This is a genomic window from Mesorhizobium sp. M1004 (assembly GCF_040318795.1).
Classification (GTDB): domain Bacteria; phylum Pseudomonadota; class Alphaproteobacteria; order Rhizobiales; family Rhizobiaceae; genus Mesorhizobium.
The window spans coordinates 242743-264156 of sequence record NZ_JAMYNB010000011.1 but is presented as its reverse complement, the minus strand read 5'-3'; the positions used below and the strand labels follow the sequence as shown (position 1 = coordinate 264156).

Annotated in this window: 25 protein-coding genes, 3 pseudogenes and 1 other annotated feature; of the genes and pseudogenes, 18 read left to right on the top strand and 10 right to left on the bottom strand. The window is 57.3% G+C overall.

From position 1 onward, the window contains the following. Positions 1 to 8 precede the first annotated feature (8 nt). Positions 9 to 1079, top strand: coding sequence for a tetratricopeptide repeat-containing glycosyltransferase (locus NKH54_RS23530; protein WP_353029029.1), 1071 nt, complete (start codon positions 9 to 11; stop codon positions 1077 to 1079). Further along, entirely contained in the window at positions 1079 to 2695 is a 1617-nt protein-coding gene (locus tag NKH54_RS23525) for a hypothetical protein (RefSeq protein WP_353029028.1), read from the top strand. Before NKH54_RS23530 ends, NKH54_RS23525 begins: the two co-directional genes overlap by 1 nt. A gap of 507 nt (positions 2696 to 3202) precedes the next feature. On the opposite strand, the gene NKH54_RS23520 is transcribed toward NKH54_RS23525, so the two are convergent. Beyond that, positions 3203 to 3991, bottom strand: coding sequence for a TylF/MycF/NovP-related O-methyltransferase (locus NKH54_RS23520; protein WP_353029027.1), 789 nt, complete (start codon positions 3989 to 3991; stop codon positions 3203 to 3205). A 535-nt stretch (positions 3992 to 4526) separates the two neighbouring features. Here NKH54_RS23520 and NKH54_RS23515 point away from each other — a divergent pair. From NKH54_RS23515 to NKH54_RS23500, 4 genes and pseudogenes are all read left to right on the top strand, one after another. Beyond that, on the top strand, positions 4527 to 5327 hold the full coding sequence (locus NKH54_RS23515; RefSeq protein WP_353029026.1) for a hypothetical protein: 801 nt from the start codon (positions 4527 to 4529) through the stop codon (positions 5325 to 5327). 601 nt (positions 5328 to 5928) lie between these two features. Next, on the top strand, positions 5929 to 7347 hold the full coding sequence (locus tag NKH54_RS23510) for a coiled-coil domain-containing protein (protein ID WP_353029025.1): 1419 nt from the start codon (positions 5929 to 5931) through the stop codon (positions 7345 to 7347). A 367-nt stretch (positions 7348 to 7714) separates the two neighbouring features. Further along, positions 7715 to 7855: pseudogene (locus NKH54_RS23505) on the top strand (iron chelate uptake ABC transporter family permease subunit); the annotation flags it as partial. A gap of 996 nt (positions 7856 to 8851) precedes the next feature. Continuing rightward, positions 8852 to 9121 carry a hypothetical protein gene (locus tag NKH54_RS23500; protein ID WP_353029024.1) on the top strand — a complete coding sequence of 90 codons (270 nt, stop codon included), beginning with the start codon at positions 8852 to 8854 and terminating at the stop codon, positions 9119 to 9121. Positions 9122 to 9715: 594 nt separating this feature from the next. Here NKH54_RS23500 and NKH54_RS23495 read toward each other — a convergent pair. Both NKH54_RS23495 and NKH54_RS23490 read right to left on the bottom strand, forming a co-directional pair. Beyond that, positions 9716 to 9943 (bottom strand): exopolysaccharide production repressor protein, encoded by a 228-nt coding sequence (locus tag NKH54_RS23495; RefSeq protein WP_353029036.1) that lies wholly within the window; start codon positions 9941 to 9943, stop codon positions 9716 to 9718. Between the two features lie 132 nt (positions 9944 to 10075). Beyond that, positions 10076 to 10344, bottom strand: a pseudogene (locus NKH54_RS23490) (SulP family inorganic anion transporter); the annotation flags it as partial. On the opposite strand from NKH54_RS23490, the gene NKH54_RS23485 reads away from it, so the two are divergent. Beyond that, positions 10267 to 10830, top strand: coding sequence for a hypothetical protein (locus NKH54_RS23485; protein WP_353029037.1), 564 nt, complete (start codon positions 10267 to 10269; stop codon positions 10828 to 10830). The pseudogene NKH54_RS23490 and the gene NKH54_RS23485 sit on opposite strands and share 78 nt — an antisense overlap. After that, positions 10469 to 10524 (bottom strand) — a sequence feature (sul1 is cis-regulatory element that is thought to sense ions involved in sulfur or methionine metabolism; They are found in Alphaproteobacteria). It overlaps the preceding gene by 56 nt. Here NKH54_RS23485 and NKH54_RS32535 read toward each other — a convergent pair. Continuing rightward, positions 10813 to 11055 (bottom strand): hypothetical protein, encoded by a 243-nt coding sequence (locus NKH54_RS32535; protein ID WP_502907563.1) that lies wholly within the window; start codon positions 11053 to 11055, stop codon positions 10813 to 10815. The genes NKH54_RS23485 and NKH54_RS32535 overlap by 18 nt on opposite strands. Before the next feature lie 373 nt (positions 11056 to 11428). Here NKH54_RS32535 and NKH54_RS23475 point away from each other — a divergent pair. Both NKH54_RS23475 and NKH54_RS23470 read left to right on the top strand, forming a co-directional pair. After that, a pseudogene (locus tag NKH54_RS23475) lies at positions 11429 to 11566 on the top strand (hypothetical protein); the annotation flags it as partial. A 451-nt stretch (positions 11567 to 12017) separates the two neighbouring features. Further along, a complete protein-coding gene (locus NKH54_RS23470) occupies positions 12018 to 12224 on the top strand; it encodes a DUF1127 domain-containing protein (protein WP_353029023.1) in 207 nt (68 codons plus the stop codon). 404 nt (positions 12225 to 12628) lie between these two features. On the opposite strand, the gene NKH54_RS23465 is transcribed toward NKH54_RS23470, so the two are convergent. Beyond that, on the bottom strand, positions 12629 to 13018 hold the full coding sequence (locus NKH54_RS23465; protein ID WP_353029022.1) for a hypothetical protein: 390 nt from the start codon (positions 13016 to 13018) through the stop codon (positions 12629 to 12631). A 589-nt stretch (positions 13019 to 13607) separates the two neighbouring features. On the opposite strand from NKH54_RS23465, the gene NKH54_RS23460 reads away from it, so the two are divergent. Together NKH54_RS23460 and NKH54_RS23455 are read left to right on the top strand one after the other, a co-directional pair. Continuing rightward, on the top strand, positions 13608 to 13748 hold the full coding sequence (locus tag NKH54_RS23460) for an XRE family transcriptional regulator (RefSeq protein WP_353029021.1): 141 nt from the start codon (positions 13608 to 13610) through the stop codon (positions 13746 to 13748). 297 nt (positions 13749 to 14045) lie between these two features. After that, the gene (locus tag NKH54_RS23455; RefSeq protein WP_353029020.1) at positions 14046 to 14357 is read left to right on the top strand and encodes a hypothetical protein; all 312 of its coding nucleotides are present in this window, start codon (positions 14046 to 14048) and stop codon (positions 14355 to 14357) included. Between the two features lie 26 nt (positions 14358 to 14383). On the opposite strand, the gene NKH54_RS23450 is transcribed toward NKH54_RS23455, so the two are convergent. Beyond that, positions 14384 to 14662, bottom strand: a complete 279-nt coding sequence (locus NKH54_RS23450; RefSeq protein WP_353029019.1) for a hypothetical protein — start codon at positions 14660 to 14662, stop codon at positions 14384 to 14386. 48 nt (positions 14663 to 14710) lie between these two features. Between NKH54_RS23450 and NKH54_RS23445 the strand changes: the two genes are divergently transcribed. Further along, a complete protein-coding gene (locus NKH54_RS23445; protein ID WP_353029018.1) occupies positions 14711 to 14974 on the top strand; it encodes a hypothetical protein in 264 nt (87 codons plus the stop codon). Positions 14975 to 14985: 11 nt separating this feature from the next. Here the strand turns inward: NKH54_RS23445 and NKH54_RS23440 are convergent, their stop codons facing one another. Beyond that, positions 14986 to 15198 (bottom strand): hypothetical protein, encoded by a 213-nt coding sequence (locus NKH54_RS23440; protein WP_023713651.1) that lies wholly within the window; start codon positions 15196 to 15198, stop codon positions 14986 to 14988. An 80-nt stretch (positions 15199 to 15278) separates the two neighbouring features. On the opposite strand from NKH54_RS23440, the gene NKH54_RS23435 reads away from it, so the two are divergent. The 5 genes from NKH54_RS23435 (at position 15279) to NKH54_RS23415 (ending at position 18877) form a co-directional block, all read left to right on the top strand. Then, positions 15279 to 15503: a hypothetical protein gene (locus NKH54_RS23435; protein WP_353029017.1), complete on the top strand. Its 225-nt coding sequence runs from the start codon at positions 15279 to 15281 to the stop codon at positions 15501 to 15503. Positions 15504 to 16677: 1174 nt separating this feature from the next. After that, positions 16678 to 16953, top strand: coding sequence for a J domain-containing protein (locus NKH54_RS23430; RefSeq protein ID WP_353029016.1), 276 nt, complete (start codon positions 16678 to 16680; stop codon positions 16951 to 16953). A 155-nt stretch (positions 16954 to 17108) separates the two neighbouring features. Then, positions 17109 to 18101 (top strand): IS481 family transposase, encoded by a 993-nt coding sequence (locus NKH54_RS23425; protein ID WP_353029015.1) that lies wholly within the window; start codon positions 17109 to 17111, stop codon positions 18099 to 18101. A gap of 227 nt (positions 18102 to 18328) precedes the next feature. Then, positions 18329 to 18553 (top strand): sunset domain-containing protein, encoded by a 225-nt coding sequence (locus NKH54_RS23420; protein ID WP_353029035.1) that lies wholly within the window; start codon positions 18329 to 18331, stop codon positions 18551 to 18553. A 180-nt stretch (positions 18554 to 18733) separates the two neighbouring features. Beyond that, positions 18734 to 18877 (top strand): hypothetical protein, encoded by a 144-nt coding sequence (locus NKH54_RS23415; protein ID WP_353029014.1) that lies wholly within the window; start codon positions 18734 to 18736, stop codon positions 18875 to 18877. A 93-nt stretch (positions 18878 to 18970) separates the two neighbouring features. On the opposite strand, the gene NKH54_RS23410 is transcribed toward NKH54_RS23415, so the two are convergent. Further along, complete coding sequence (locus tag NKH54_RS23410; protein WP_353029013.1) at positions 18971 to 19780, bottom strand: sterol desaturase family protein; 810 nt, start codon at positions 19778 to 19780, stop codon at positions 18971 to 18973. Between the two features lie 145 nt (positions 19781 to 19925). Here NKH54_RS23410 and NKH54_RS23405 point away from each other — a divergent pair, with 145 nt between their 5' ends. Beyond that, positions 19926 to 20600, top strand: a complete 675-nt coding sequence (locus NKH54_RS23405; RefSeq protein ID WP_353029012.1) for a hypothetical protein — start codon at positions 19926 to 19928, stop codon at positions 20598 to 20600. Between the two features lie 251 nt (positions 20601 to 20851). On the opposite strand, the gene NKH54_RS23400 is transcribed toward NKH54_RS23405, so the two are convergent. Both NKH54_RS23400 and NKH54_RS23395 read right to left on the bottom strand, forming a co-directional pair. Then, a complete protein-coding gene (locus NKH54_RS23400) occupies positions 20852 to 21112 on the bottom strand; it encodes a hypothetical protein (protein WP_353029011.1) in 261 nt (86 codons plus the stop codon). Positions 21113 to 21138: 26 nt separating this feature from the next. After that, positions 21139 to 21375 (bottom strand): hypothetical protein, encoded by a 237-nt coding sequence (locus NKH54_RS23395; protein WP_502907562.1) that lies wholly within the window; start codon positions 21373 to 21375, stop codon positions 21139 to 21141. Positions 21376 to 21414: the final 39 nt, after the last annotated feature.

Sequence of the window (21414 nt, the reverse complement as noted above, 5' to 3'; positions counted from 1 at the left end):
AGAGCGCCGTGAAAGTCGCTGTCTACACCATCGCCTTGAACGAAGCCGCAAACGCGGAGCGCTGGGCCAATTCGGCCGTCGACGCCGACTATCGCATTGTCGCCGACACGGGCAGCACCGACGATACAGTAGAACGGCTGACCGATGCCGGCGTTACCGTGCACAGGATAGCGGTCCGCCCATGGCGTTTCGACGATGCCCGCAACGCTGCGATGGCACTGATCCCGCACGACGTCGATGTGTGCTGCACAATGGACATGGACCGGTTCCTTGAACCCGGCTGGCGGGCAAAGCTCGAGGCTGTCTGGACTCCGGAGACGACTGCTCTCTATTGTCAGACAGTGTACAGAGCGAGCGTCGACGACCCGACCCCACTTCGCAACTGGCCAGCGAAAAACTTTCATCATCGCTGGGGGTATCGCTTCAAGAGGCCTGTTCACGAAGCCCTGGTCTTCACGGGAGAGAGGGAGGTCACGGCTAGCAGCAGCGACATTGTCATGTTCGAGGTGCAGGACCTTACCAAGCCGACAAGGAGCAGTTACCTGCCGCTGATGGAAGTGGCGCACAAGGAAGACCCCGCCGACGCACAAATCTGCTTCTGGCTCGGGCGAGACCTGATGTGGGCCAACCAGAAGGATCGGGCTGTCGAGTTGCTTGAGCGTTATCTTGCCTTGCCGACAAGCACGTGGGGCGAAGAACGAGCCGAGGCCATGCGTTATATCGCGCGTATGCGCCCAGAACAGAGCTTGTCCTGGCTGGACAAGGCGCGGATGGAAGCGCCGCACCGCCGCGAGATCTGGGCCGACCTGGCCGAAGAGCTCCACGGCAAGGCGGACTGGTTGAATCTGTTTTGGGCTTGCACCAACGGTATCGAGAGGACACACCGCACCGGAAGCTATCTGGACGATCAGAACTGCTGGGGATTTCGGCTGTTTGACCTCGGCGCCATCGCGTCATGGCACCTGAATGCGATGGGCCGTGCGGTAGAATGGGGGCAAAGGGCGCTTGAACTGGATGCAGGCAATCAGCGGTTAAAGGACAACCTCGATTTCTTCGTTCGGCTGCAACGGAAGAATTAATGAGTGAGTTAGAAACGATGTCGTCAGAAACAACGCCTGCGGTATTCCGCCCACTTGTATACACCGTTGCTTTTGGTGATGGTACGTACTTCGAATGCTTGAACGTTATGCTAACGTCCTTGTTAGAGGTCGGACGCTTCTATGGAAACGTTGCAGTTCTCTCTGACCGACCACTCAGTGATATCCTCCCCTACATTCCCCACCAATATCGATCGCGTCTCCACCACGTCCTTGTTCCTTCGATAGATATATCGCAACGTTATATCATCAATGCGCGATTTTTCGAAAATTATTCCCCTATTCTGTATCTTGATACAGACATAGTTATCGATACTGAGATCGAGTCGACTTTGAAAGCAATTGTTGAAGCAAATGGCGTCTGTGTTACCACAGAAAGAGCTATTTATCCTGAATTAGCCTCCTCTAAGATTGCTGATGTCATCGACTCGCGCCGAATTGGAAATTGGTTCGGGCTCGAACTCTGTCGCGCCGATCCCGCATGCGCACAGGAATTTTTGCCATGCGCAAATTCCGGAATTATCGGCTACAAAGACGCAGCGCTCTTCCGTTCAATCGGCGAGCAAATTGCGACCTTGTGCCAAGCCCCCGCGAATCGAGAGCTTACTCGATGGTTTGGCGATCAGCCGATATTAAACTACGTCCTAGTGCGGACACAAGCTTCGGAAACGGCTCCATTGAGCAACCGTTGCAAATTCGTGCATGGATGGGATCAGAATCCAGACAAAGCATTTGGATTTACGCACTTTATCTGGGCCCGGGGGAACAAAAAAATTCAACAAATGGCAGCGTATTTGGAAAACCTCCAGCGATCACGGATCGCCCATGATGGAAGGAAAAAAGAGTCGAATAGTCCGAGTGACTATTCACCATTTGTAAGAGAAAAATTAGAGACTAGTTCGTACATATTTGTTGTCACTTCTGCCTTGGCAACAAATCAAGGCGTATTGGAGCCGCAGGTGAGGTTTGTTCAGACTCTTCGAACAATCCAGTCTATAAGAGATCATGTTCCTGACGCCTTCATCCTTTTAGTCGATTCATCTCCAGTTTCCGTCAACTCCGATATAGAAAATGAAATTTGCGCGAAGGCAGACATTGCCGTCTTCTTGCATAACTTGAACCCAGGACTTCATCTCTCAAGAGAGCTCGGTGGGTTTTGGAATACACCCGACTACTCCAAAACTCTGTCAGAGACCTATGCGCTATTTCACGCCCTTACGCTAGTGAAGGTGATTAGCTCTGGAAGAATGAATAGAAGAATATTTAAAATTTCCGGAAGGTACCATCTTTCCGAAAATTTTGATATAGGAGAATACGATAGAATTGAGTTGCTTGGAAAGTATGTTTTTAAGCGCAGGGGGCTCTCGTGGCTTGCAAGCGAGGCGGGATACCTTAATACGAGACTTTGGTCATTTTGCTCGACCACTATCGATGAGACTTTAAGTTTACTTGTTTCGGTATTTGTTTGCAGCATCGAAGCTTCGGTTGACGCTGAACATGCCTATTTCAGAAAGCTGCTCGACTCTAGGGTCCATGAGGTGGCCACCATCCATGTTGCGGGGCAGATCGCATCTACCGGAGAAGAGCTGCTAGAATGAGGGCTTTGGAAGAGGGGTCTATTATGGGCTAGGCCGGATCAAGGTCGAATTCGGTGGTGGAGAGCGAAGCTGATAGTAAAGGAGTCCGGTCAGATCTTCGGGGGATCTAGCGCTGGAATGCCGCTGGTGTGATCCTCTGACTTATCTGTGAAGGCACGCTAGGTTCGCATTTTAATTCCTCGCAAGCAGGGATCTCCATCTCTCCGAGGTGGAGATCCGCGGGGTCCAACAGCGCGACGGTGGCAACCCGCAGGATTCGGTTGTTCGTGAGCGGAGCAATCGTTTTTGCGCCGGCGGCCGGGGTCACATGCTGCACGCTCAGCCGTTCAGGTTATCGAGCGGATGCGGCAAGCCTGCTTGGATCGGGCGCGCCTAATTACTGGTCGACAGCCGAGGCGCGTCGACGAGCAAGCGGTGATCCTGGCGCGTTCGGCTCTCGCTCACGGGAAGCTGAACGTCGCGCCGGCATCGATAAGGTATTGCCGATTCGCCCGGTGAAGAACCTTGTCAATCGTGATTCGCAGTTTCGGAAACCCTCCACCACACCGCATAGCCATCGATTGGAATTAATGGCGAGGTAATACCCTCTCTAGTCCGGAATTCATTAACAGCTTGAGCGCATGGGGCGAGGAAGTAGTCGTCAACGACTACAAATCCACCCTGCGATAGCTTACGATAAAGCGCGTCAAGAGCTTGAATTGTTGATTCATACATATCTCCGTCGATTCGGAGAATCGCCAATTTTTGTGTCGGAGCATTTGGGAGTGTGTCCTTGAACCAGCCCTCAAGAAAGACAACTTGCTCGTCAAGCAAGTCATATCTGCGGAAATTTTCTTCTACGTCCTTCCGGGAGATCGCCAGTTGCGTATGCGTGTGGTGGATATCTCCAGCGTCCGCCGCATAGATGTCCGGGCTTGGGGGAGGAAGGCCGGCGAAACTGTCGGCGACGAAGACCCGACGTTGAGTATCGGAGTACGAGGCAAGAATACCTCTCATAAAAATACATGCCCCGCCGCGCCAAACTCCGGCCTCGATGAAGTCGCCAGGAACATCATTTAAGATGACAGTTTCGCATAGATGCCGCAAATTGCGCATACGGGCCGAACCAATCATGGTTTGCGCCAGTCCTGGCCAATCCCGCCCAAGGGCACGCTTGTTCGGGTCGTATTTCCCACCCGTCCACGGATCAATAGGCGCGTCGCCATATAAGGTTCCGGTCAGCGATGCTTCCAGAACATTAAGGTATCTATTCCGCATTTTCATTGCGGCGGTCAAGAAGTCATGACTGTCATTCAACGTTCGCCTCCTTCTGAGAGCCTGACTCGAGCCACGCTTTTCGCGTTGGGATTTCGGATGCGAGTGCAGCTGGTTGAACGGCTACGCTGTCGCCGTAGCCGTGACAGATAGCGTTCGAACAAGGCGTCGAAAATTTTGTTGACCGAGATCTCTACTAATACCATGGTTAACCATTGTGCCGTCTGCAGAGATTTCTGCGACGTCCAAAGAGATGCCAGCAGTGCCGCTCCGTATCTGAGACAACAAGAGCTTCCTCTTCAGCGCGGACTGACGTCTCGTGGGCCACCTGCCAGCTTGACACAGTTTCTCCGCAGTGCGTTTGCGAAAGATAGCCTCGCCCACTCCTGATGCCCTATCTGCTCGCCGAGCCTTCGCCATTGCTGGATAGCATGGTAGATTAAATCTGGGTGGTCGGACATCAGGAATCGAAGTGCGACGACGAGATTTCGTTACACTCTTGGGAGGCTCGGCGGCCGGCAGCCTGATTTCTGCGTCGTTGACCGATCGGGACGCCCTCGGGGAAAGCTACGCGACCATGGCACCGACTACTCCGTTCCCGTCCCTCCTTTCCGCCCCGATCGAACTCGCCGGCGACTGGGGTCACATGCTTCCGCGCTCCGCAGATCAGGTCGTCGAGCGCACGCGGCACGCCTGCCTGGATGGCGTCCGCCTGCTCTCCGATGGCCAGCCTACGCGACTTCGTGTCGACGAGCACACTTCGGGACAGCCGGCGATCTGGCTGCACCCCGACGGAGGCAGCATGGCGTGGATAATTGTCGACATTGGCGAACGGGATTGGTCGAAGCTCGCCTATCAGTTCGGGCACGAGCTCGGCCACGTCATGGCCAACAGCTGGCAGGCGGACGCCAAGCCGGCGCCGCCCTGCCAGTGGCTGGAGGAAGCGTTGGTCGAGGCCCTCTCGCTGCGCGGTCTCGGTCGGTTGGCGAAGGACTGGAAAGAGAGTCCGCCATTTGCCGGCGACAACGCGTTCGGCGATGCCATAGCGGCGTATCGCGACAACATCGTCCGCGGCTACGCCGCGCTCGCCGACAGCCAGGGGCTGAGCCGCGACCCGGCCGCCTGGTTCGCCGATCATCGCAGCGAAATCGAAATACCCGGTCTCAATCCGTTTGCCCAAGCAATCTCCCAGACCATCCTCACTGAGTACGAGGCGGCGCCCGACTGTGTCGAGGCGCTGGGCGCACTCAACCGATGGCCCGGCCGCACAGGTGTTCCGATCGCCGAGTATCTGAATCGATGGGAGGCGAGTTGCGCCGAACTGCAAGCCTCGCCCCGACTGCCGGTCCGGCTGCGCGAACTGCTGCACATTGCTTGATGGGTAAGGGGGTGAGGAACAAACCAGCCATCTCTGATGTTCGGAACTGCACCGAAGGAGGTAATTGCGAAGCGTTGACGCGCACGAGACAGCATCCTTCTGCGAAGCCTTGCACGGGCCACGGCAGAATCCACTCCGCTAGAGCCAGCGGGGGAGGAGGAGAGGGCGCCGCTCGCCGCCTGTAGTATGCTGCGGTTGGGCAAAGGGATCGCCCGGCCAAGGCCCGATCTCTATTATAGATCGGGCGCGGGTGAACTCGACCTCGCAGAGTATATGCGATCGACCATGTGGGAGGGGATGATACGACCGGGAACGTGGACGATCAGCTGCGGATTGTCTGGTATGCGCCTTATGATCGGCGCCTTCGCGCCAATGTCGGCCGTTGAGGCTTCCTTGATCGTCTCCCGAAAGAAGACGTTCGACTTGGCGGCATGATCACCGGATTGATCCGAAGCAGGCACTCCCCCTTTGCGAGCGTACTGCTTTAGAATGATCTAATATAGTCGATTGCATGGCAGTCGTCGTTCCCGGAGCGGTATATGGTGTGTAATCGTTGGTTGCCAAACCATCTATTCAAAGTGGTGCGCCGGGAGAGCTTGTCATGAAACTATCGAACCTGATCAAACGTTACGACAATGTGGAAAGAGCCGCCGAGGAACTCGAGACAGAGCTAGTCGAGGCTTTGAACATCTCCCTGAGCCTTGACGAGGTGTCACCATCAGACGACGGCAGTGCCTTGAAAGACAGCCTCGCAATAGGGACCGATGCCCTGCAACCCGAGGGCACTCCCAATGAAACCCCTTGCCAGCTAACTTCGCATACGCAGAGCCGGCTGGCTGCTTTGAGCTCATTTGAAATGCTCTTTCAGGATGCGGAAGGCCATTTGGAGGATGTCAAAGCCAAGCTAATGGAGGTTGCAACTTCGCTCCACTACACACGCGATTTTTTTCAGATCCTTCAAGCGGACTTCTTTCGTGCCAACGAACTGGAAGTGGCAAATGCCAACCTGACGAGACAACACATGGTCCTGTCCGAACAGCTGCACGATGCGATCAGGAAGCAACGTGAGCACGACAGCGCGTTCGGAGCCATACAGCAGCGCGAAGTAAGCTTGGTCCAGGACAGGGACGCTCTTCGTAGTGCGCTCGCCGCCGTAAGGCTGGAACTTGTAGAAGCGGCCAATACCATCGCAATAAGGGAGGCCGACTTCGGCGAGGCGGCCAAAGCTCTTTCGGCCAGAACAGCCGAGGCCGATAGACGGGCGCGCGAAAACGATACCTTGCGAGAAAAGCATGTCAGACTCTCGATCGACCTCGACAAGGCGCAAAAGCGGGAAGCTGAGGCGAGGCGGAGGCTTGATGAGCTGTCGACGATCCACGCCAACGATGCGGTGTGGCATTCCGAACTGCTGGCTGCGCTCGGCAAGAGCGAGAAGGACGAAACGCGGTTGCAGAAGTCGCTTGAGATCGCGCAGGCGAAACTGTCGGAAATGGCAGAGGCCGCACGCATCATGGAAGATGACACGGGAGCCGAACGTGCACGCAGTCTCGCAGAGATGCGAGGTTTGCGATCTGAAATTCAAAGTCTTCAATCGCGACTGGATGTGGCAACGAACGAGGCAAGTGTAGCATCCAGTGAAATCGCCAGGCTGACGGCCCAATGGAGCGATACCTTGGCCGAAAAGCAGGTTGCGGATGAAAGGCATTCTGATCTCTTGAAAGAGAGCGAAGCCGACATGACGAGCCTTTCGAAGCTGACTGCGGACCTCTCACACATCTCGGCGCAATACGCCTCCGAGCAGATGCAGCACGAAGTCCAGAGGCAGGAATGCGAAGATTTGCGGGCAGAAATTGTTGCGCTTGGTACGCGGGTCAAGGAGTTGCTGCCCTATGAGCGTTTGCACAAAGTAACGAGTGCAAGGGAGCGTGAGGGCGTTGTTGGTGTTGGCAGCATGGCAGTGGAACCAACCCGCTCCACAACCAGACGACGTTCCCGCCCGAGCTTGCGTGCAGCGTCGTAGGGAGCGACGGCGGTACTGATGCTGGTGGTCACAAAGTGATCCTTTTGGGCGCACAATCCAGCGCCCGGCGTCCCGTTCACAGTTGGCTCTAGTAGAACCGAAGACAGCAAAGCAGGCGTGCGAACTTTGGTCTGGCTCTCTCGTTTTTTGCGGCCTCAAGGAAGCAGCGACGCAACCGCCGCATCACAGTTCCGCAGCGCAGCAAGCGCGGGTAGTTGAAGTCGATCTTGCCTTCGAGAAGTTTGGCAGCGACACATCTGCTCACCACCAGCAGAGATCACGAAGGTCATAGAGGAGGCCTTCGAGCAGCAGGGCTGATGGGTTGACAATTGGTCCGGTGTGATCGTGCTGCTCCGGTGCTACTACAACCATGCTGCTGATCGCCGATGCCGTTGCCCGATTGGTCGTGGCGCCGGCCGAACTGCCGATCGGCATCGTCACCGCGATCGCCGGCGCGCCGTTCTTCCTCTGGATCCTGCTGCGCAAGCGCGGCGTGATCGACTTGTGAGATTTGAAACCTATTAGGCCGGCATGATCGAAGCACGCGACGTCACCGTAGCGATCGGCGGCAACGGGCGATCTGGCGTCTACGGGGACAGTGGCCAACGACCGCGACCTCTCCGCGATGAAGCCAGTGAAGGCCGCGACCGTGCGTGCCGTGCTGGCGCAGGCATGGTCCGATCCTGATCGAACGTATTCGATGTGAATCCCTCTTTTGTTCCCATGGCAGGCCGTTTGCACGCGCAGTAATAGTTGATTCAACCGTTGCTGGTATAATATGGGATGTGGGTGGCGGCTCCGACAGTTCGGCGGGCGCTGAGTGCCGAAGCCGCCTGCGCAGTCCGGTTGGGGTCCGACCGCGCCGTTCTATTCTGGGACAGCGCGGTCAACGTTTCGTTAAAATATTATGGAGATAATTAAGTGCGTGCTAATTGAATCGCCGTTCGCGATTCGGTGCATGCATGCTTGTCCCAGCAGTTGGTTTCGCTGCGCTGGGTTGGTGGTCCTGTGAAAACTGATCCATTTCAGCGCTAACAAAGTGACACCGCTCTTGCATACCGGCTGACCCTGGTCCTGATCCGATCATTGATCCAGGTCAGGCTCGCCGGGCTCGAGGTGGTTGGAGCCCGGCGAGCTGTCTACCAAGCATGGAACGATCTGGCCGCGGGGACGGCCCGGCTTTCTTTGGGGGTAGAGAGCAGCCGGGCCTAACCGGCTGGGGACTGGGGACATGGCCGGCTGCCTAGTTATATATGCTCATGCTAATATGAACGCACCACACCTTTATGGACTAGGCGAAGGTGGAGCATGCTCGACGAGTCGGTGGCGACCGGTTGTGAGCGTGTTTGAAGCGCCTCACTGCTCAACGGTGTTTGACCACGAAAGCCAAGACCAAGGCGCTGGCCTGGGCGAGAGAGATCGGCGACAGGTGAGGGTCGACGAGATCATCCCGAAGCGCTAGTCGCCATTCTGGGCGGAAAAGTCTGGGGCCGGCGCCCTCCTTTTGAACCTGAACAAACCAGAAGGGCGCCGAGCCTTTTTACCAGACAGCGCTTTGAGGGAAGCGGCGCCGAGTAGCAGGAGTGTATCTCTCGCGTTAGAGTTGTTGGAACACAGCCTTTTGGACGATGGCCCGCAGCGAACGCTCGAGAAGATGACCGGCGCCAGGGGAGATCAGCTGGGCTGTGCGGCGCCGGCCAAAGCAGACATCTGGTCCGCCGCAGTTGAAGTCATGACCTATTCGGTCGATCGGCGTTATGCAGTGATCACCTAGGAGGCCCCGCGCGCAAGCTGGCTGCCGCCGGGATCGCTTGACATCTTGGGGTGGAGAGCGGTCAGCGGGAACGCGCGCCCGCAGAACCCTCCGAGTGAATTCGAGGATGACCTTCTACACGCTGAGTTCGGAGCCCCTGGACCAACATCGACGCTGGCCTAATCCACCTTTTGGATGAACTCGTGGGTGCTGAGTGTTTGAATGGTGTTGTCGTCGGTGAGTTGACAGCGCCGCCATTCATTAAGCGAAGCTTTCGTTCTCGGTCTATCCGTCGGCCACTCATGGCGTCGAAGCCGACCATATTATGGTATTCAACGACGGTATTCCTGTCCGCTGGTGCCACCGCATCTGTAGCGTCCAAGTTCCTGCGTCATTTGTCGTCCTATTCGGTCAGTCGCCGCGATCCCCAGGGCAGCATTGCCGATCATGTGCAAACGCAAGCCCATCGACGTGAGGCACCTGCGCCGCGAGGAAGGCTTGCGTCATTCCTCTGCAAGATTCCAGGGAGGCGCTTGCCGCCCAAGGATGGCGCGATTTAAGACGGTCAACCTTCCCCGGCGATTTGACGATGCTGCGTGGCCGGCTTGTCGGGCATCATCGGCCGCCTTTAGATGAGACACCACCGTCTCGACGGGTAGGCTCGGCGGTGTTCGGTTTTTCTTCGGTTCTCTTCGTCCAAAGCGTGTTGAAAAGTGCGAATGAAAACAGGAAATATCCAACCTGGAATATGACCAAAATCAGCAAGGTCCATGCAAGCGACTTCCAGAACGAACCCGTCGCTAGGTAAATCCATAACGCCACCACGGTCGACGTGGCAAACATCCCGACCAGGAATCGCGGAAAAAACATTTATGTTCAATGCCGCCCCATATTGGACCGACCGGTCTTTCGTCTACTCCCAGGAGCATTTAAGGTTTCACTAAATTAGTTATTGCGCAAGCGCCATGCTGAGTTAATGAGTCCTGCGCCAATCTGGATGACGCCGGCCAGCACGGTTGCAGCCAGCAGATACTGCAGGAGGTGGTCGCGGACCACCGTGACCAGGACCACCGCTGTGGCCGCCGTGGCCGCTGAAATCATGCCCAGCCGGCCGCTGGTTATTGCGGAAATCACGCAATCGAAAACGAAGCATAGAGCCCGATTTTTTGGTCAACGCCGGCAATCATCGAGAACGCGATCGCCTCGGGGATAAGCGCCGGCGCGACAACGAGGCCTGCGAGCAGGTCACCTCGGATGTTGCCGAACCACTGGTCGCGATAGCCATGCAAAGAAAACATTGGATTCTGGTCGAATTACCAACCGCACGGACCAAACGGGGCCTGTCCTGCAAAAAGCGTCATGCGGTTGAGTTGTCCGGCGGATTGGCGGCCGGAAGAGCCACCCGGAGTTTAACCGGGTCCAATCGAGATGACGCACTTAACACATATCCCGCACCGCGGAGCGGTTCGATGCGCAACGCGCCGTCAGGTTTGGCAAAAGTCGACTACGCTGAGCCGCTAGACGGACATGAGTTCCAGCACGTGATCACTGCGAGCTCGTCATTTGAGACCGTCCTCGAGGCCATTCGCGCCGTGCTACGCGAGGCGGATATCTGGATCATTTATGAAATCGATCCTCAGATGCTGCTTAAAGGTGGCGGCTATATCATCGCGCACGAGGCAGATCCTCTTCTTTCAGCCGCGCTACATGGTTCACCTGTTGGGTGCTGATCCGGCCGCGCTTTTGGAGGCGCTTCTGAAGGCAGTGGTCATGAAGGATGCGAATGGGATTACGGTGAGCACATGTGGGCCAAGCTGGCGGTCACGCTGGTCTTCATCGCGCCTGCGATCGATGCCGGCTGCCATGCCGCCCATGGCATCGCGAAGCACATGATGCCTTTGGAGACCTGGCAGGATCGTCTTTTCCGTCATTGGCGCGACCGCCGTCGGCGTCACGGCATATCTCCGGGTCGCGGGCATGACAGCCGCCGGCCAATCCGGCAGGGATGTGGTTCGAGCCTAGACCCGCGCGGGCGAGGCGGGTAGACCAGACCGACGAAGGCCTAGCCACCTCCTTATCGGTGGTTGGAGCAATCGGGTTCCATGCAAGGATCGAGCAACGGCCACGTGCCGGCGCGGCCCCGTCTGTGGAATTGGACTTTCTTCGGTCGATGCCCATTGCAGACCAACCAGTGCACCATCAGCCTGCAGCCGACCTCGTGTCGCTCCTCAAGGAACTCAAGCTTCAGGCAGGCAAGAACGAATGGTCTTCCCGACCGAAGCGGGCACGCCTTGGTTATTGTAGAACTTCTACGCGCGGGTCTGGACGAAGCTTTTGAAGGATGCCGGCGTCAAGACGTTCGGCTTCCACAGTCTGCGGCATTTTCACGCCAGCATGCTCATCGACAGCGACGCCAATCCGAAGGAGATCCAGACGGAACTCGGCTTCGATCCAGATGACCTATGACCTTTATGGGCACCTGCTCAAATCGAAGGATAATAACGCCAGGCAGAAGGAACGCGCCGAGGCTCTGGCGAAACGCTTGTAGAACGGCACTTCGACATAAACGGCCGATTTTGCAACATGGCCGTTGAAAACAAACCGCTTTTCGGCCTCATGAGCAGATCAGGTATCTTCGATTTTCGAGATAATACATATGAAACAATCGATTATGTCTGATTATGGTCTATTTTCATGTCTCGCCATGTTGCAACTGAATATGCTTGGTTTTCAGTGATTTTCACTGCCACGCGGCTACCCGACGCGACATGAAGTGCGACATGAGAAGCCCGCCACCGTGAGAGCAGCCGGGCAGTTTTTGCCCGTACGGAATCGATCTGTGAGGTTTGTCACAGACGCATCGACGCATCGGCGTAGGCTACGTGCAGTTTCCTGCAGCGGTAAAGGGAGTGGTCCGATGCTTGTGAACTTTCCTATGCTTGTGAATCTTCCTCTTGTCGCAGTTGGTCCCCTTGCCGATTGGGTCCGTCATCGAGCCGAGCAGAAGGCGCTGTTGAAGGCAACGGACGAGTTGAGCGAGTCACCAGACGACATGCTCAGCGACATCGGGATTTCCCGTGACGACATCACGACGTTTGCGTTTCGCAGCCCGGCGTCGAGATGAGGCGCCTTTTACCGCCGGCCTTCGTGGGGCGGGGTTGCGGATGTCTCTGGCCGGACATTCGACGTCAGTGAAGCGAGGCACCCCTCCAGACGTTCCAGCCGCGCCTTCTGGCATCGCAATGTGTGCGCGACGTCATGCAGCCTGGATTTACCTTGAGAGTTGGCGGCAGCGATCAAGTCCATTTCGAGCCGACTGATCTCGCTCCGCAGCTCGCGAGCCTCAGCTTCCCTTAGACCCTTGATCCATCAGCCCCGCGCATCGCAAACACCATCCAACGACACTAGGTGGCCCGATAGCAGCGAGCTTGCTAACAACCATGCCATGGATCTTCTCGAGTTTTATGCATTGCTAATATAAGGAGCCCGCCATCGAAGCAGCGGGCCAAATGCGACACGGTGTCGTATTTAGAGCGAAACCAGCACTTCCTGAGATTTCAGGTCATCGCCCCCCATCGCGGTTTCGCCGTAAGTGTCAGGGCATGGCTCCGCGTCCGCGCCTTCCTCGTAGTCGGCGTTGTCTAGCTCTAGATCGCATGTGTCGCCGGCCGGCAGGTTGGGAGCGGTGCCGGACAGGAATGACTGCCCGCCGTTATGTGCCCAGCCGAGCGACGGCTCGTCGTCGCCGGTTTCCTCATCGTCGCAAAAGTCCGCCTCCATCAAATCCAATGCCGTCACCAGCGACATCGCCCGGTCTAGAAGGTCGTTGAGCCGTTTCTCGATAGATTGGCGCCAAACGCGCGGGTCCGTTCCCTTGGGCATGCCGTTGGGGCGTAGCGTCCTAACCAGGGCGGTCATGACACGCGCTCCCGATCGAGGAAGGCCAGCGCCGATATCAGGATGGCTTCTGCCACCCGATCAATCAGCGAGTGCTCCTCCAGAGCGTAGCGGATCGCTTCAGCAACACCCCGATTGCTCGTTGCCGGCGGTGTTGCGTGCCACAGCTTGTCATCCAGCGGCCCATAGGTTGCCGCGACGAGAGCATCCTAGTTTTCGCTCGTGATCTCGCCGTTCGGAATTGCCATGAACTCTGCCATCTTGGCATAGTATTGGGCGATGGTGTCGGCGAGCGGGTCAGGAGCCCTCGCTCACCCCGCCAGCGCTACAGCGCCTCCTATGACTGGAAGCGAGGCAAAGGTGCCAAGCATGGCACGGCGGGAAAATCTCCCGATGACTGCGGGCATAGCTTCGCCGGCAGCCGGAACAAGCGTGTTCGGCATTGTAAATCCCCTTTGGGTTCGATATGCTGTTTACAGTGTAAACATGCCATTGCCTGTATACAGTGTCAACAGGTGCGCGAATGATCACACCATCACAGTGCCGAATGGCTAGAGCCGCGCTTCAGATTGGCGTGCGCCAACTGGCTCACAAAGCCGGCATCTCATCCATGACGGTTACTCGCTTCGAAAACGGCCATTCTGCCGGCGCACCTGAGACGGTCGCCGCATTGCGTGCTGCCCTCGAAGCTGCCGGTGTCGAGTTCATCGCCGAGAATGGCGGCGGCGCTGGCGTCAGGTTGAGGAAGTAGCTGACCTATGACCTCTGCGAAGCAAGCTATCAGCGATGCGATGGACAGTGCGATCCGCAAGCGCGTGCGCTTCACTGTCTTCGCGCCAAATGACCTGTATTCATGGGTGTGGGCAGCGTGGGCACACGGCAACTCGTTCTACCTTATGCCGACAGGATTGGGGCCGGCTCAAAAGGTAAGCCTCCATGCCGACCACAAATTCCGGCTGGCCTTCGACAAGAACGATGTCGAATACCTTCGCTCACGCAACAGCCGGGGGTTATTTACGAGCGCGCAACCGTGGTCTGGGAGAAACCCATGTTGCCAGAAACGGGCGCCGTCGAGGTTGTGTCGCTTACTATCCCCGCAAAGCATCTTGCCCTTGGTGAGCAAGTAGGGAAACCGGGAAAGTGCCTATTTGCTTTTGGCATAAGAAATTATGAGAACGCCGCGCAATTCCGTTTCTTCATGTCCAAAGAGCCAGCCGCGACCCTTGAGCCAAAATTGAGCATGATGGGGAGGCCAACATTTTTCTTCGGTTTGGACAATGGCCAGAACGTTAGCATGGTTGTGCGCGAGGTGCCGTTCACTCCACCCACCACGTGTGACCGGACCGGCGCAGAGCCATGACCAGAAAAGATTTTCGGCGTTTCGATCTACGCTGTTCCTAGGCCTCGCAATTGGCCTAGGCGTTGGCATTGGATGGCAATAGCTGGATAACGCCAATCTACCCCGGCGATGCGCGGTCGGTCAGTCCGCCAAGCCGGCATCGCGATGCTGCATCGCGTCGAGGTAACCTCGAACACGCTGCCCACTTCCTCAGTGATCTCATCGACGCCGATGCCCTCACTGTCGGCGGCTTTCATCACTTCATCGGCCAGATCGCTGATGGCGACAGGATCGCCGGTTATGGCGTCGGCCAGATGGTCTGCCATCCATTTCCGCTACTTGACCCCTGAGACGGCCGCACCAGACTCCAGTGCATGGTTAGTGGTCTCAAGATCGGCGATGAGGTGGTGATCGACGCCACCATTATTCGACGCGTCACTGACCACAGGATCAGCGTGTCAATACCGACTTACGGATTTCCGCATTCCGTTCGGGATAGCACCACGAAGGTGGTCAAAGGTCAGACCATCGAACTGATCGGCAGCGTCACGCGGGTCGAGATGGACGCCGTAACGGTCAGCCTGGGTGGCCCGGTGGTGACGGTCGCGCTTGACGTTGTGCGGCCGGTGAAGCTCTAGCTTTCCCGACTTTACCGCCCTAACGGCTGCTTCGAAAGCGAGAGAAGTTCGGCCTCATCTTTTATCCCGGCCATGTAGTTGGCAATGATCCGAGAGGCCAACCGGCCCTGCGCATCGGGTGATTGGTCGTCGACGAGTTTAAGCTGCTCGAAAACGCGCCCTAGCAAGGCCAATTCGGCAGGCTTAAAAATCCCGGCATCCACGGCTTTTCGTCTGATGGGCATGACTAGTGTTCTTCCCTCACCGTCTCAAGCCGCCAACCTGAAATCGGTTCCGGAACATTTTAGCCAAAGTGAATGTTTCAATGGTTATGAAGATCGAAGCCGACGAATGCCGGGCAGCGTTGACGCTCATCCGGCGCACAATCGAGGATCACTGCCCGCCTGGCGTGTTGCCAAGCGAAGAGATGGTGAATGGCCTCTATGGGCCGGGACTGATCCATGAGGCGGAAGCACTAGCGGCTGCCATCGTCGCAACCGTTGACCAGAGAATTGCGTGTGATGATGAAACCGCCGTCTCCTGGTATTAAATAGAGACCGACACAGGGAAGCTCGCTTGGTCGCGCGACGGTGGGCTCGCACCGACCGGGGCAGGTGGTGCGAGCCCGGCCGAGTCTTGCGGGACCTCGACCAGCAGCGAACACCCACTCGCTGCCGTTCTATGAACAAGCCCCAAATTTCAGGTTCCGCTAATGTACAAAAAAGCCCACCAACCGTTGAGGTAGTGGGCAGTTTTGGGAGACACTGAAATGGGAACAGTGCGACCGCCCGAAGTGTTTCGAGCGACGATGTTCCAAGGGGGGATTCACAGATCCGCGCTTTCGATGTTCAGAGAAGGGTGGTCCTAGCGCGTCGCTCGCTGACTTCGTCAAGTTGCTCGCTTCGGGGGAGCTTCCAATCCTAGACGAGAAGACTGATCGCCAGCGAAAGCGACGGCATCTGTCTCATTTTCGAATGCTCGGGAATACGTTTCACCGTTCCTCCCTATGATGCGAACAACCCACTCGCCCAACGATTGGCGGATCTCTAGGAAGAGGGAAGACGAAGACGGCGGCCGGTACGTGACGCTGTCCAATGCCCTCGGGAGGCTTGTCCCGCCAAAATCGGCTCTATCATCGGAGGAATGAACTTCACGCATGCACTGACTCCCGAGACCGCGAGTCAATTAGCGCGTGCTTAATTAGTTCCGCAGCGTTTTAACGAATCGTTGACCGCGCTGTCCCAGAATAGGACGGCGCGGTCAAACCCCAACCTTGGCTGCGCAGGCGGCTTCGGCATTGAGTTCCACCCCGAACTGTCGAAGCCGCCACCCACCCACACTTATACCAGCAATGGTTGAATCAACCGTTACTGCACGTGCTTTCCAGGGCGCTCGCCTGATCGTTAGACTTTGACGGAAGAAACCGGGGAGTCACATTCGATCGATTCCGATCTAGAATCCGGTCATGGACACGGTATTCGATGATATCGCCAACGTCCCGTGGCGCCCTGTCCGCGCCTTTGCCTTCGACATGGCCGGTAAGCTTGTCCTTGGCCTTGCCATAGGTCTGGGCGTCCGCATTGGGATGGCAACAGCTGGTTAGCGCCAATCTACCCCGGCCATTTTCCTGACCGCAACAGTCAAGCACTCCTGTGAGCCGAATTGCTTTCGCGCCTCAGCGGCGCGATGCTTTCTCCGGGGAATAAGCGCAGGGGGACTTCTCGATGTTCGTAGACCTGTACGAAACGCTGGAGATCAGCCCAAACGCCAATTCGGAAACCGTGGAGCGCGTGTTCCGCTATCTTGCGATGCGCTATCATCCAGACAATCAACAGACTGGTAATGAGGCCCGCTTCAGTGACCTAGTGGAAGCCCATAATACGCTTAAGGATCCGGTCAAGCGGGCGCAATATGACGTGGCCTATAAAGAGCATGCCGGCCGTCGTCGCGAATTGACCGAGGAAGCCAGCAACAAGAAAGGGCTTCGGGCTGGATTTTGAGATTCAATCCAAGCTGCTCTCGCTTCTTTACACAAAGCGCCGGCACGAGGTCCGCAATCCTGGTATCGGAGATGTAGAGCTTGAACGACGCTGCCTAGATGTTTGATCCCAGGCTTTGATGGCGCATACTTTTCGTCCGAATCAAAGGATGCGCTATGGGCCAGGTTCTTCATGGGAGCGCCACGACGACAAAGGCGATCCGTCGAGCGATACAGCATAGTCAAGAGAGCCTGAGGGCGCTGGCGAAGCGCTACGGCATCAATCAGAAGACGGTTAGGAAGTGGAGGAACCGGACGTCGGCCGCCGATCTTCCGACTGGCCCCAGAGGTCCGAAGTCGACAGTGCTATCGACTGAGGAAGAGGCGGTCATCGTCGCCTTTCGGCGTTATATGCTGCTGCCACTGGACGATTGCCTCTATGCTCTCCAACCGACGATCCCGCATCTGTCGCGGTCATCCTTGCATCGCTGCCTGCAGCGTCACGGGATAGGCAGGTTGCCGGATGTCGAGGGCGACAAGCCGGCAAGGAAGAAGTTCAAGGCCTATCCAATCGGCTACTTCCATATCGACGTCGCCGAGGTCCGAACCGAGCAGGGCAAGCTGCATATGTTCGTGGCCATAGATCGGACCTCGAAGTTCGCTTTCGTCGAGCTGCACGAGAAGGCAACGACGGCGGTCTCCGCCGATTTCCTGCGCCATCTTCTTGATGCTGTCCCTTACAAGATCCACACAGTGCTTACCGACAACGGCATTCAGTTCACGACCCCAGGTGCCGGCGGCTCGGCCGTTCCGCTGATCAAGGAAGCCATGGCGGCGGGAGAAATCATATGGGCGCACGCCTTCGAACATACTTGCGCCAAGGCCGATATCGACCACCGAACGACAAAGCCAAGGCACCCATGGACCAACGGCCAGGTCGAACGCATGAACCGCACGATCAAGGATGCGACCGTCAAACGCTTCTACTACGAGAGCCATGACCAACTGCGCCAGCATCTCGCCGATTTCGTCTTAGCCTATAATTTCGGCCGTCGACTGAAGACCCTCAAGGGCCTCACGCCCTTTGAATACATCTGCAAAATCTGGACAAAAGAGCCCGAACGATTCAGGCTCGATCCAACCCATCAAACCTTGGGACTAAACATCTAGCAGCTGGTCTGCCGTGAGGCCGGAAAAATAGACGAGATCGAACGCCAGTACAGCCATCGCTCTAGCCACTCATTGGAACGCTCAAACTAACGCTAGAGCGCGCTAATGTTCCGTCTGGACTCAATGTCGCTTTGGAAGCATTCTGTCACCGGGGGGTGAGGGGCTGAAGCCCATCGAAATGGCACTGGTAACTGCCGGTCGTCGCCTTCATTGGCGCTGGCGCCGGCATTTACGTCGCCAGCGCGGGTTTGCCGGCGGTGAGCCTTCCGAGCGCATTCAATTCGGCATGCAACATCAAAGGCAATGTCTCCATCAACACGGGTGAACGGATTTATCACGTGCCTGGAGACGAGTTTTATGCGGCAACCATCATCCGGCCTGAATACGGCGAAACATGGTTCTGCAGCGAGGCTGAGGCTCGGGCAGCGGGATGGCGGCACGCCCGGCGCTGACCCGGGCGGCGGCGGCGACGGGAAGTTTGTGCCGGACCAGCCTTCGTTGCCGCTTGACTCGGACGTCTCGCCAGCGTTCAGGATCAGCCTGAACGACCCCGCCCCTTTTTTGCCTTCGGAGCATATACATCGGCGGAGGATACGATCGTCGGCAAGACATTCGGCGGCAGCGGGCTGGTCGTGACATACCAAAACAAGACCTTTCACGCCGTGGCGACGGCGCTGGACGAGCCGAACGATCGGCTCTGGGTCCTGTGCGAACGTTCGCCGGACGACGATGTACGGCGTGATGGCCGCTTGGCTGACCTTCACCTTGGCCGCTAGCGTCGTGCTGGCGCTGGCTTGGTGGCCTTGGTAGGCCTCATACGGTGTAAGATTGCGGCCAAGGGTAACGCGCGGCGGCGACCGGGGCCGCTCCTACGCATCCGATGCCGGCGTGCCGACTGCGGCGTTCGCGCGTTCCTGATTCCTGCGCAGAAAAGGATATCCAATCTGGCCGAGGTAGCTTGTCGGGACAGGCTCATCAACACCGTACTTCTCCGGCAATGCCGAGCCCGGAACGTGAAACGTACCAAGTAAGGCGTCGATGATCGAAAGCTGGCTGGCGAAATTCTTGTCGTAGGCTTCTCGATGATCGGCGTGGTGCCAACGGTGGAATTGCGGGCTGGCGATCAGCCATTTGAGCGGGCCGAAGTTCATCCTGACGTTGGCATGCAGTAGCAGGGCATGCCCGGTGTAAATCAGGAAGTAGATTGCGATGGCTTCGGTCGAAAACCCCAGGAACAATATGGGCAGGAGCGATACGGATTTGGTGATGATCTGGTCCACCGGATGCGCCCGGAACGTGGCCAGCCAGTCCAACTCATCGATGCTGTGATGGATGGCATGGAATTTCCACAGAGCCGGGATCGCATGGAAAGCGCGATGTGCAGCATACACGCCGAGATCGGCTATGATGATGATCTCGACAATCTGCAGCCAAGTCGCTTGACCACTCACTATCGGGCCCAGTCTTTCCGGGACCAGCAGCCCTGCCAAGCTCGCCGCGGACGCCGCGACCAGAATCATGACAACTTTCAGGATGAAGCTGTTCAGGAGCGCGTAGATCACATCTATGCCGAGGCTCTTTCGAAGGATCTTTTGCTGCGGATGCAGAGCAAGAAGTCGTTCCAACGGTACGAAGATCAAAGCGCAAATTATTAGCGGCTTTAGAGCAAAAATATCCACCAACCCCCTCCTAAAAGTCAGTCATTGAACCACTTGACTGCACGCCGCGCAACTTGATGGTTGATAAACGGTTAAGGGCTACTGCGCGGAACTAATTCTTAACGGAAGACGTTCATCTTCTTGCAAAATAGTTCGGGAACGACCGATGCTGAAATATGCCGCCAAATTGATCTACCTCGCGCCCGCACTGACTTTTGGTCTTGGCGCGGCGTTCGTCGCGGCCGCCTATCGGCTTGGCGCGTCACCCGCCGATCCAGCCGCCTGGCAGGGTTTTACGGCTCTCGCCCCGCTGGTCCGCGAGCCGGTCTATCTTGTTGCCGGGTTGCCGGGCTCCGGCTATGCCGCTGCCTTCGTCATCTTCGCGGCCGCCGCGCTCATCGGCGTGGTGATTGCCTTCTCCTCGCGTCCAATTTGCAGGGCGCGGTTTGTCCATGCCCATCTTGCCTTCCTGATGCTCTTCCTGTCGATGGGCCGGGCAGGGGTATTCTCGGCAGGTAACGCCGAGATAGGTGTCGCCCCAGCATCGCTGACTGACTGGACGCTGGATTTCAGCAGCTTTCCCGCTATTGGTGTCGGCCTTTTTGCAGTCGTCGCGCTGGCCTGCGCGGTTAGCCATCGGTCCGTCATACGTGACATGATTGCGCGGGCGGCCGCCATGCAGAAGGTCGAGAGCCGGCGGACCAGACATTCCGTGGTGATGGCTGGTGCCGCCCTCGCTGTGGTCGGCGCCATCGCTACCGCCGCGTGGACCAGTGAGAGGGGGCCGTTGCCCCTGAATGCATGCGAGCAGATAAAGGGGCGTCTTGTCTGCTGGCAGTAGCTTAGGCCCCGGCGTCATCTGCCAGCCGGAAGCCGGCACGCCGAAGAAGCTGTTCACCAGTTTGCCCTGCGCGTCATAAGTGATCGAATCGACCGTGTCGGGCAAGCCGCCGGGGATCTCGACCAAACCCTCAGAGAGCCCCGCCAGGACGTATGGCGCCCAATCCGCGCCTTCGCCCTCGACATGGCAGGCAAGCTGTTCCTGGGCCTCGCAATAGGCCTTGGTGTCGGCATCGGGATGGCAATCGCCGGTTAGCTCTTCGCCTTGCCGTAACCGGTCGGGCTGGTGTCGGGCGTATAGATCAGGCCGACGTCATTCCCGTTGCATTTCTTGCAGCGAAGCTTGGGGCGAATATCCCATTCCATGGCCGGCGCGTCAGGGCCGAAGCCGTCGCGAAGCTTCGCAAGGTCGAGCACCCGCTTATGATGGCATGCTGGTGTGTGGCAGTACGCCGTCACCGTCACCGTCATCTTGTGGTCTATCAGCGATTGAAAGGTCCAGCCTTTTGCCATATCTGGTCCCCATATCGCGGGCGCGCTCACTCGTCGCTGGCCGGAGTCAATTCCAGCTCGGCCGGGGATAGGCCTTGTCGCAACTGGCTCAGCCGAAATTCGACGAAATAGGCGTCGCCATCGACCAGCACACGAGCGCTATAGCTACCGCCAGAAAAGCTCTGCCCGGTTATGTAGACCTTGTGGCGATCAAGGCCCTTGCGCACCGCAGCGCGCTTGGAATTCTGGCTAGAAGTGGGATTGGCCACTGACTCATTACTCATACAAAACATGGCCCGCGCCCATTGGCAGTGCGGGCGCGG